Annotated in this window: 7 protein-coding genes; 1 reads left to right on the top strand and 6 read right to left on the bottom strand. The window is 43.5% G+C overall.

The window, feature by feature from the left end; translation table 11 throughout:
• Positions 1-163 precede the first annotated feature (163 nt).
• The 4 genes from CTN07_RS21525 to fabB all read right to left on the bottom strand — a co-directional run bounded on the left by CTN07_RS21525 (position 164) and on the right by fabB (position 5,585).
• Entirely contained in the window at positions 164-1,177 is a 1,014-nt protein-coding gene (locus CTN07_RS21525; protein WP_005298228.1) for an aspartate-semialdehyde dehydrogenase, read from the bottom strand.
• On the bottom strand, positions 1,161-2,345 hold the full coding sequence (locus tag CTN07_RS21520) for a 4-phosphoerythronate dehydrogenase (RefSeq protein WP_005298226.1): 1,185 nt from the start codon (positions 2,343-2,345) through the stop codon (positions 1,161-1,163). Before CTN07_RS21520 ends, CTN07_RS21525 begins: the two co-directional genes overlap by 17 nt.
• A 166-nt stretch (positions 2,346-2,511) precedes the next feature.
• A complete protein-coding gene (locus CTN07_RS21515; protein ID WP_005298225.1) occupies positions 2,512-3,678 on the bottom strand; it encodes a nucleotide sugar dehydrogenase in 1,167 nt (388 codons plus the stop codon).
• Between the two features lie 692 nt (positions 3,679-4,370).
• Positions 4,371-5,585, bottom strand: coding sequence for a beta-ketoacyl-ACP synthase I (fabB, locus tag CTN07_RS21505; RefSeq protein ID WP_005298224.1), 1,215 nt, complete (start codon positions 5,583-5,585; stop codon positions 4,371-4,373).
• 189 nt (positions 5,586-5,774) lie between these two features.
• Here fabB and mnmC1 point away from each other — a divergent pair, with 189 nt between their 5' ends.
• The gene (gene mnmC1 / locus CTN07_RS21500; RefSeq protein ID WP_005298223.1) at positions 5,775-8,075 is read left to right on the top strand and encodes an FAD-dependent 5-carboxymethylaminomethyl-2-thiouridine(34) oxidoreductase MnmC1; all 2,301 of its coding nucleotides are present in this window, start codon (positions 5,775-5,777) and stop codon (positions 8,073-8,075) included.
• 73 nt (positions 8,076-8,148) lie between these two features.
• Here mnmC1 and CTN07_RS21495 read toward each other — a convergent pair whose 3' ends face one another.
• Both CTN07_RS21495 and CTN07_RS21490 read right to left on the bottom strand, forming a co-directional pair.
• Positions 8,149-8,502: a four helix bundle protein gene (locus tag CTN07_RS21495; protein WP_036763420.1), complete on the bottom strand. Its 354-nt coding sequence runs from the start codon at positions 8,500-8,502 to the stop codon at positions 8,149-8,151.
• A gap of 585 nt (positions 8,503-9,087) precedes the next feature.
• Positions 9,088-10,515: an MBL fold metallo-hydrolase RNA specificity domain-containing protein gene (locus tag CTN07_RS21490; RefSeq protein WP_005298222.1), complete on the bottom strand. Its 1,428-nt coding sequence runs from the start codon at positions 10,513-10,515 to the stop codon at positions 9,088-9,090.
• Between the last annotated feature and the right edge of the window lie 477 nt (positions 10,516-10,992).

Below are 10,992 nucleotides of genomic sequence, written 5' to 3'. Positions count from 1 at the left end.
AATGTGTATAAGAGACAGGGGCTAGGGGCTAAAAATTTTGATTCCATATCGAATAGTGTCAAGCTCTTTGCTCTTTATCTTCCTAAAAACCTTCTTTTCCCGCTCTTGCCCTTATTCCTATTACCTTCTTTTCCCGCTCTTCCCTACCCCCCTATTTTACAACTTAAATATAATCAGAAATCAACTTCTCAGCGATCTGAACTGCGTTAGTTGCCGCGCCTTTACGTACGTTATCGGCCACAACCCACATGTTTAGACCACAAGGGTGACTGATATCTTCACGAACACGGGCAACCATCACATGGTCTTTACCTGTGGCGTCGCTCACTTGAGTTGGGTACTCTGCACCGTGGAACAGCTCAATACCTTCGGCGTTTTCAAGTAGCTGTAGCGCTTCTTCGATATTAACTGGCTGTGCAGTTTCAACGTGAACCGCTTCAGCATGACCGTAAAATACAGGTACACGTACACAAGTTGGATTCACACGGATATTTGGATCACAGAAAATTTTCTGCGTTTCCCACACCATTTTCATCTCTTCTTTGGTGTAGCCATTATCCATAAACTGATCGATATGAGGTAGACAGTTAAATGCAATCTGCTTTGGATAAGCATTAGTTTCAACCGGTAGACCGTTTAACAGTTTGGCTGTTTGACCTGCTAATTCATCCACACCTTTTTTGCCAGAACCGGATACCGATTGGTATGTTGCCACGTTAATACGCTCAATACCATATGCATCATGGATAGGCTTAAGTGCCACCAGCATTTGAATTGTTGAACAGTTTGGATTGGCAATAATATTGCGGTTACGGTACTCAGCAATGGCTTCTGGGTTCACTTCAGGAATAACCAAAGGAACATCGTAGTCGTAGCGGAAACGTGATGTGTTATCAATAACAATAACACCTTCATCAGCTGCGATAGGAGCCCAACGCTCAGACGCTTCGGCACCTGCTGAGAATAGCGCAATCTGTACCTGACTCCAGTCGAAATCTTCAACGTCAGTGACACGTGCTGACTTACCCTTAAAGCGAAGTACTTTACCTGCACTGCGATCAGACGCTAGCAAGTATAGGTTACGAACTGGGAACTGACGCTCCTCAAGTACTTCAACCATAGCTTCACCTACCGCACCAGTCGCACCTAGTATCGCGATATCAAATTCCTGACTCATGAGTTTCCTCTACAACAGTAAAACCTAATTTAGCCAGAGACTCTACCGCAAAAGCAGCCTCGCCCGCCACTGTAATCGCACTATATTCACGGCGATCCCAGTAATTTTTTCTCATTTGGTCAAAAGCTGACGCCATTTGTGAAGAATCATCCCCTGTTTTAAACATCTCAAAGCGGAATATTCCATCATCTTTGCGCACATCGTAAATGAGCTGAGTTAAATTAAACAAACTCGCCTCATCCCAAATACGACTTAACTGAACATAAGGGATAGGAGCAACAGGCAACAACTCTTTAGCATCGGCATATAACTGTGAGCCTATAAACTGGCAAAAAGCATTAAAGACCATGGTTGTACCACGAGCTTTACCTTCTAAACCGTAGCCAGCAATATGGGGAGTAGCAAAAGCCAACAGCGGCAAGAGTTCCAGATCAACCAAAGGCTCTTGTTCAAAAACATCTAATACTGCGGTCAGCGTTTTTTCCCCTTGCTGAGAGTCAATCAGAGCTTGCTTCAATGCTTGATTATCTACTACAGGACCACGCGCCGCATTAATCAAAATAGCGTTATTCTGCATCTTAGCCAAAAATGCCGAATCAACTAAATGATGGGTAGGATACAAACTTGTTCGGGTAATTGGCGTATGTAACGTAATAACATCACATTGCGCTAAAATCTCATCGACGGTATGAAACTGACGCGGATCACCTTGCTCTTGCTTTAAAGGATCATTGAGTAAATAGCGAATACCTAGCGCATCTAAACATTGCGCCAAATACGTTCCGACATTTCCCGCGCCAATAATACCAACGGTTTTATCAAAGATGGAAAAGCCGTGTTGCTGCCCCAAAACCATTAGGCTACTGATAACGTATTCAGCGACCCCAACTTTGTTACAACCGGGTGCAGCGGTAAAAGTAATGCCTTTTTCTGCTAACAGAGCTTGATCCACATGATCATCCCCTGCTGTTGCGGTGCCGACAAATTTAAGCTTATTGACTTGAGTGAGCAGTTCACGATTTACTTTGGTGACCGAACGGATCATTAAAGCGTCAATATCAACCAGATCGGCAGGCATTAAGCTACGACCCGGTTTTGCAATCACTTCGCCTAACTGACTAAATAGCTCGTGCGCATATGGCATGTTTTCATCGATGAGTATTTTCAATGTGATGTCCTTTATTGTTGTCATCTCCTACAGTGAGTACGACGAACGAGATAGGAGATCTCATAAAACGCGTTGTTATATTGAAAATAATCTCACATCTTACGCACTTTGTTGGAGATCCCGGATAGCTCGTTCCTCACTTCCGGGATGACAGAATTCCTAAAACTTAATCCGCCCCAAACAAATCACGGGTATAAACCTTATCAGCAACGTCTGCCAACTCCTGTGCCATACGGTTTGACACAATCACATCCGACATTGCTTTAAACGTATCTAAATCACGAATCACTTTAGAGTTAAAGAAATCGTCTTCTTTTAATACTGGCTCATAAACCACCACTTCAATGCCTTTCGCCTTAATACGCTTCATGATGCCTTGAATGCTAGACGCGCGGAAATTATCAGAACCGGACTTCATGATTAAGCGATACACACCCACCACTTTTGGTTGCTTGGCAATAATAGAGTCGGCAATAAAATCTTTACGAGTGGTGTTGGCATCAACAATTGCACCAATAATATTATTCGGTACATCGCAATAGTTGGCACGAAGCTGCTTGGTGTCTTTTGGCAAACAGTAACCGCCATAGCCAAACGATGGGTTGTTATAGTGATTACCAATACGAGGGTCTAAACCCACACCTTCAATGATTTGGCGAGCATCTAAACCATTGGTTGCCGCATAGGTATCCAGTTCATTAAAGTAAGCAACACGCATAGCAAGATAGGTATTTGAGAACAGCTTTACCGCTTCTGCTTCAGTGGAGTTGGTAAAGAGCATTGGGATATCGTCTTTGATTGCCCCTTCTGCAAGCAAATGCGCAAACACTTGAGCTCGCTCACTCTGCTCACCAACAATAATACGAGATGGGTACAAGTTATCGTATAGCGCACGACCTTCACGTAAAAACTCAGGAGAGAAAATTAAGTTCTCGCAACCCAATTCTTGTTTAATGCGTTGTGTGTACCCTACCGGGATGGTTGATTTGATAACCATTGTTGCCGTAGGATTTTTCACCATCACATCTTTAATAACTGCTTCGACTGAGCCAGTATTAAAGTAGTTTGTTTGGGTATCATAATCGGTTGGTGTTGCGATAATGACAAAATCTGCACCATCGTAGGCGGTTTCAGAGTCGGTTGTTGCCACTAAATTAAGAGGTTTTTCACGAAGATACTGCTCAATTTCAGCATCAACAATGGGAGATAATCTGTTATTAATTAAATCCACTTTTTCTTGAATGATATCTAAAGCAACCACTTGGTGATTTTGAGCCAATAACACGGCATTTGACAGACCAACATAGCCTGTACCTACAACAGTAATCTTCATTACTCAACCTCAATTGTTTTTATATCAGAGCATGTTAGCTCTAATTGATAGGGTTAGTTTAGAGGAAAAGTAGCGCTCATTCCATAGGCGGTCTACTGTCACCTGCTATAGTGAGTATAACGAACGAGATTAGTGATCATCTAGATCCCGGATAGCTCGTTCCTCTCTTCCGGGATGACAATGACGATTCGGATACAAAAAAGCCCGATCAAAAACTGATCGGGCAAATCCAGGAAATCGTGAGTTCCAAAATGTAGAAAAAATGCAGCAAACACTTTACTATTTCGGTAAAACTCACGTCGCGTCTGTTTTTGACACTGGCTTAGAGGATACTCAGATGTCTTTGGCTAGCCTCTTTGTACGCTTCTTTGCCAGTGTCGTCCTGGGAAAATTTGAATTTCGAGGTTTCGAGGTTTCGAGGTTTCGAGGTTTCGAGGTTTCGAGGTTTCGAGGTTTCGAGGTTTCGAGGTTTCGAGGTTTCGAGGTTTCGAGGTACTAAAGTTTGATCCCGTTCTATGTGGTGTCAAGCTTTTTGCTCTTGATCTTCCCTCTTTTCCAGCTCTTCCCTCTTTTCCCCTGCTCTTCCTAAAACCTTATTTTCCCTCTTTTCCCTTTTCTCCCTCTCCTCCCACAATCATCTTCCAAAGCCAAGATTTCAATGACTCGTTAACTCGATCACTCGAAACTATCACTTACCCTTCAAACTTCTTAATAACTAGCGTTGCGTTTGTACCGCCGAAACCAAAGCTATTTGACATAACCGTCTTCAACTCTTGCTCACGCATTTCAGTTACGATATCTAGACCTTGCGCTGCTTCATCTAGATTTTCGATGTTAATGCTTGGTGCAACAAAGTTGTTATCTAGCATTAGCGTTGAGTAAATTGCTTCGTGAACACCTGCCGCACCCAGGGCGTGACCTGTCATCGCTTTTGTTGCTGAAATAGCAGGACAATTCTCACTAAATAGCTCTTGGATAGCACCTAGCTCTTTTACGTCACCAACAGGAGTTGAAGTACCGTGAGTATTAATGTAATCCACTGGCGCATCAAGGTCTTGCATTGCCATCTTCATACAACGAACCGCACCTTCACCTGATGGCGCTACCATGTCGTAGCCGTCAGATGTTGCACCATAACCTACAACTTCACCGTAGATTTTCGCGCCACGAGCAAGAGCGTGTTCAAGTTCTTCAATAACAACCATACCGCCGCCCCCAGAGATAACAAAACCGTCACGGTCTGCATCGTAAGTACGTGAAGCTTTTGATGGGTCATCATTATATTTCGTTGATAGAGCGCCCATTGCATCGAACATCATAGTCAAAGACCAATCTAGCTCTTCACCGCCACCAGCAAATACCACATCTTGTTTGCCAAGTTGAATCAGTTCTACTGCGTGACCGATACAGTGTGCAGAAGTTGCACATGCAGAACTCATGGTGTAGTTCACACCGCGGATCTTAAATGGTGTTGCCAAACATGCAGATACGGTAGAAGACATAGTACGAGGAACCATATAAGGACCTACACGCTTAACGCCTTTCTCACGAAGAATATCAACGGCAGCAACTTGGTTCATTGATGATGCGCCACCAGAACCAGCAACAAGGCCTGTACGCTCATTAGAAACTTGATCTTCAGTAAGGCCTGAATCAGCAATCGCCTGCTCCATAGATAGGAATGCATACGCGGCAGCATTACCCATGAAACGCATTTGTTTACGGTCGATGTGCTCAGCTGGGTTAATCTTTAGATCACCCCAAACTTGAGAACGAAGCTTCATCTCAGCAAATTGCTCAGAAAAGTTAATACCAGATTTGCCAGCTTTTAGGGACTCCAATACCTCTTCAACATTGTTACCAATACTAGAGATAATACCCATGCCTGTAATAACGGCTCGTTTCATGTTCAATTCCTACTGAATAACTGTTGATACACCAAAGTGTCTTGAAATAGATAATAACGACTTTACCACCAAAAAGTGGTCAGCTTTCCTAAAAATCCAGTACAATCTTGACAATTGTTACATTCTCGTCGATTTGTTCGCCACTTTTACGCCAACAAATTGCACAAATTCAGCAACGAGGTTCACTCTTTGTCTACTCAAGATACTAATCAGCACCCGGCTAAAATCGAAAATGCAATACTGGATTGGAATGAATTAGGTACGCCTGTCTCCAACGATTTTGATGATGTCTATTTTTCTAATGCTAACGGTTTAGAAGAAACTCGCTATGTTTTTTTACAACAAAATGGCTTACCCGATCGTTGGAACGATTTTTCTCGCCGCCGTTTTGTCGTTGCTGAAACCGGCTTTGGTACAGGTCTTAACTTTCTTGCACTTTGGCAGCAGTTCAAAGCATTTCGCGCCGAAAACCCCGATGCCACAGTCAAAGAGCTGCATTTTATCAGTTTTGAAAAATTCCCAGTAACCTTAGAAGACTTAAAAAAAGCGCATCTATCATGGCCTGAGTTAAGCGATCTTGCACAGCAACTTCACGCCCATTACCCACCTGCAGTTGCTGACTGTCATCGCATTATTTTAGAAGATGGTTTAATCACCCTAGATCTCTGGTTTGGTGATATCCAAGATTGTATGCCACAAGTGTGGACTGGTGATGAAGGAATTGTTGATGCTTGGTTCTTAGATGGGTTTGCACCAAGTAAGAATCTGGCAATGTGGAATCTGGATGTCTATAAAGGTATGCGTAACCTAGCGCGTTCAGGTTGTACGTTAGCGACCTTTACCGCAGCAGGCTTTGTGCGTCGAGAGCTTATTGAAGCTGGCTTTGAAATGAAAAAAGCCAAAGGATTTGGTCATAAACGGGAGATGCTAACTGGCACGATTGGTGAACGTTCAGCGCCAAGTAACACCAAACCTTGGTATCACATCAGCGCAAGAGCGGAAAACGATAGCACGCAAGCCTTAAATGATATTGCCATTATTGGTGGAGGTGTAGCATCGGCTGCAACAGCGCTCAGTCTCGTACGCCGTGGACAAACCGTTACCTTATACTGTAAAGATGAAAAACCAGCGCAAGGGGCTTCGGGCAATAAACAAGGTGCGGTCTACCCTTTACTGAACGGTAATCATAATGCGCTCTCTCGCTTCTTTGCTCCTGCCTTTGTCTTTGCTCGTCAATTTGTTGAACAAGCGGCACAAAACAGTCAATTTGATCATGATTGGTGTGGTGTTGTGCAATTGGGGTTTGGGGAGAAGATGGGAGAAGAAGGGAATATAGGAAGAGAAGGAAAAGAGGGTAAAAAAGGAGGAGAAGGAAGAGAAGGAAAAGCGGGAACGGAAGGGAAAGAAGGGGAAGATACGAGTTTACTAGTTTCGAGTGACGAGTCTAAAGAGCGTCAAGAAGAGGAAAGAGAAGGAAGTGAGGGTAAAACAGGAAGAGAAGGGAATAAAGGTGAAGAGGGAATAAAGGGAGGAGAAAAAGGGGCTGATATGCGAAATAAGCAGCGTATTAAGCTTGATAAAATGCTAGCTGGCGGTTTTCCTAATGAATTGATTTGCGCGCTAGACCATCAACAAACCTGTGAAGTAACTGGCGTTGAAACTGGCTTTGATGGAGTAAATTATCCTCTCGGTGGCTGGCTTTGCCCTAAAGAGTTGACTCGTGCGTTAATTGAACAGGCGCAAGCAACGGGCCTTCTTACCCTTCATACTCAAAGTGAAGTGTGCAAGTTACAGCAAGAGAGTGATCAACGCTGGCAATTACAATTTAGCGATGGACAAAGCAAACAGCATGCTTGTGTTGTGATCGCCAATGGTCATCGTTTTACTGACTTTGAACAAACAGCAAAAATTCCAGCTTATTCGGTCCGTGGACAAGTAAGCCATATTCCAACCAATGAGCAGCTTGGCAAACTCAAAACCGTACTTTGCTATGATGGATATTTAACCCCTGAAAATCCGCATAGCCACACTCATTGTATCGGTGCTAGCTACGATCGTAACAGCGTAGATTTAGCCTTTAGCGAACAAAACCAGCACGATAACAAGCAACGTTTGATCGACTGCTTACCGCAAGCTGAGTGGGCAAAATCGGTTGATGTTAGTGATAACCAAGCACGAGTTGGTGTGCGCTGCGCTACTCGCGATCACCTGCCATTTATGGGAAATGTGTGTCGCTATGATGAGCTGTTAACTCAGTATGAAAACCTAAAAGAGATGCAAGCAAGTGCCGACAAGATTCCTGTGTATAACAATTTGTTTGCTTTAATTGGTTTGGGTTCTCGCGGGTTAAGCTCAGCTCCGCTAGTAGGCGAAATGATGGCTTCACAAATTTGCGGCGATCCGCTACCGATGCCGCTATCGGTTCTTGAGGCGTTGCATCCAGGAAGAATGTGGGTGAGGAAGTTGGTTAAGGGGAGGAAGGGGAAATAGGGTAAAAAAAGGAAGAAAAGGAAGAGAAGGAAGAGAAGGAAGAGATTAAGGCAAAGATAAAAGAAATTTCATACTATCTTTGCTCTACTTTTTTTAAGTAATGAATGTAGCTACCGATCATTTTATTAACACGAGCGGTTTCTTCTAATAATGGCAGGACTATACACTCATCAGCATATTTAAAATCTCTAACCATCATCAATTGAGTATAAAGTTCTGCGCATGATCCCTTTGAAAAATAAAGAAATCTAATAAAATCACGATTACTGCCACGTTCTGCTCCCTCCGATATATTGGAGGGAATAGATACGGAAGCTCGGCAAATTTGATCTTTTAGACCAAAGTCGCGACAATCTTTCATTAACATATTTACCGATACGGATAGCTGGTAACTTCTCTTCCAAATCTCAAGATCTTTACAACGCATCTAAATTTGACTCCTTTTTATTTCCTTCCACTTATCCCCTATTTTCCCTATCAATCCCTTCATTCCCGCTCTGCCCCTCTTTCCTATCTATCCCTTTCTTCCCACTCTACCCCTCTTTTCCTATCTATCCCTTACTCCCGCTCTACCCCTCTTTTCCTATTTATCCCTTTCTTCCCGCTCTTCCCCTATTTTCCTATCTATCCCTTCCTTCCCGCTCTCCCCCTCTTTCCCTATCAATCCCTTCATTCCCGCTCTACCCCTCTTTTCCTATCTATCCCTTACTCCCGCTCTACCCCTCTTTTCCTATTTATCCCTTTCTTCCCGCTCTTCCCCTATTTCCCTATCAATCCCTTCATTCCCACACTACTCCTTCTTTTCCTATTTATCCCTTTCATCCCGCACTTCCCCTACTTTCCTATCTATCCCTTCCTTCTCGCACTTCCCTTCTTTTCCTATCTATCCCTTACTTCCCGCTCTACCCCTTTTCCCTATCTATCCCTTTCTTCCCACTCTTCCCCTCTTTTCCTATTTATCCCTTTCTTCCCACTCTACCCCTCTTTTCCTATCTATCCCTTCCTTCCCGTTCTACCCCTCTTTTCCTTCTTTTCCCGAATCCCCCCCCATATCCACCCCACACACTACTTCTATTTCTGGATATAAGGTCATCAACTTATCAGCAAGGGCTCGTTGGGCAGCTTCTTCACCGTGGATCACATGAATGCGTTTTGGTTTATGTTCAATACCATCCACAAAAGCTAATAAGTCCTGTTGCGCGGCATGGGCAGAATAACCCGACATCTGATGAATGCAGGCATTGACTTCAACACTCTTTTTGTCGATAGAAACCTCAAGTGCACCATCTAATAGCTCTCGTCCTAATGTACCTTCTGCTTGATATCCAGCAAAAATGACATCGGTTCTGCTATCAGGTAACAGTGCTTTGAGATAATTCATGATTCGCCCGCCAGTACACATACCGCTTGCGGCAACAACAATGGCAGGCTCACCGCTTTTTTGCAGACGATTAATCAGTGCAAGGTGATCGCTATGATCTTCAATAGTAATACATTGGGAAAAAGATAATGGATGGCGGCCATGATAGACCTTGTCTTTGGCTTCTTTGGCCCACAGGTGTTGGAACTGTTGGTATTGATCGGTAATTTTTTGTGCTAGAGGGGAATCAAGAATAACAGGAAGGAATTGCCAATTAATGGGGATCGGCTCTTTTAAGCCACAGCGATAAATTGTATCAGCAATAATGTTTTCAATATCAAACAGCAACTCTTGCGTTCGTCCCACACTAAAGGCTGGGATTAAAATCACGCCGCCATCGAGCAGAGAACGATGGATGATATCAAACAAATGCAGTGCTCGCTCTTTTACACCGTGAGTGGGTTTATAGCCATAGGTACTCTCGAGCACAAGAATATCAGCTTGGTAAGGCGATTGCGGATCGACCAACAATGGCGTATTGGTTGGGCCAAGATCGCCGCTAAATACCACCACTTGTCGATTGGGTAATTTAATCTCAATAAAGGCAGAACCTAAGATGTGACCAGCAGGAGAAAAACGAATAGATACCGAATCAAACGATGCTAACCGTTGCTGAATCCAACAATGATATGGCACAGGTTTGATCTGCTTTTCTATCCGCTCAATAAATTTCTGGCACTGCTTTTTGTTAAGTCCAAGTTGCAGTTTTAAGCTATCTTCCAGCATTAAAGGCAATAAGGCAGCAGATGCCTCGGTGGTAAAGATAGGCCCAGTAAACCCTTTGGCTAGTAACCACGGAATACGGCCAATATGATCGATATGGCAATGGGTGATCAACAGCGCTTCAACGGTTGAGATATCAAACTCGATATCTAAGTTAGGACGTGATTCTCGACCTTGAAATAAGCCACAGTCAATCAATAAGCTCGAAGTAAACCCATCTTGCTCTATCTGCAGTTGATGGCAAGAACCCGTAACGCCGTCTTTTGCTCCATGATGGATGATGTCTATTTTATCCATATTTATCAATGTTCTTCACCTAAGCTTTTACCTAACCAATGCGCATGGTGGCATAAGTATAGTTTGCTGCAATATCCTAAACTGAGTGCTCGGTGGTATTCACAGAATATTGACTGATAAATAAGTTAATTACGGTTGTGATGGTGAAGTGGGTCGAAGAAATGGGGGGGAGAATTGGGGGGTTAGGGAAAAGAAGGAGAAGAAGGAAGAGAAGGGGAATTAGGGATTAGGGATTGGGGATTGGGGAAGAGAAGGAATAAAGGGAAAAGAAAGAAAAAAGGGAAGCTATGGTAAGGGGAAGAGGGAAAAGAGGTGATAAAGAAAATAAGGAGAAGGAGGAAACTGGTTTGGACCCTGTAAATAATTCTGTGTAACTGTCGAGATTACATGTACTCAGAGAGTCGGTCTTCGAACATAATCATAAAGCGGTTTAGAGCTTGTCGCCAGTTTCTAATCGGCATCGTCCACTTCTTAGAA

Origin of the sequence: Photobacterium damselae, assembly GCF_003026815.1 — a bacterium.
Lineage (GTDB): Bacteria > Pseudomonadota > Gammaproteobacteria > Enterobacterales > Vibrionaceae > Photobacterium > Photobacterium damselae.
This window is presented reverse-complemented; position numbering and strand designations above follow the sequence as displayed.

Bases quoted from the DNA above. Each gene is read 5' to 3' on its own strand.
- CTN07_RS21525 (WP_005298228.1), bottom strand. From the start codon at position 1,177: ATGAGTCAGGAATTTGATATCGCGATACTAGGTGCGACTGGTGCGGTA.
- CTN07_RS21515 (WP_005298225.1), bottom strand. From the start codon at position 3,678: ATGAAGATTACTGTTGTAGGTACAGGCTATGTTGGTCTGTCAAATGCC.
- fabB (WP_005298224.1), bottom strand. From the start codon at position 5,585: ATGAAACGAGCCGTTATTACAGGCATGGGTATTATCTCTAGTATTGGT.
- CTN07_RS21495 (WP_036763420.1), bottom strand. From the start codon at position 8,502: ATGCGTTGTAAAGATCTTGAGATTTGGAAGAGAAGTTACCAGCTATCC.
- CTN07_RS21490 (WP_005298222.1), bottom strand. From the start codon at position 10,515: ATGGATAAAATAGACATCATCCATCATGGAGCAAAAGACGGCGTTACG.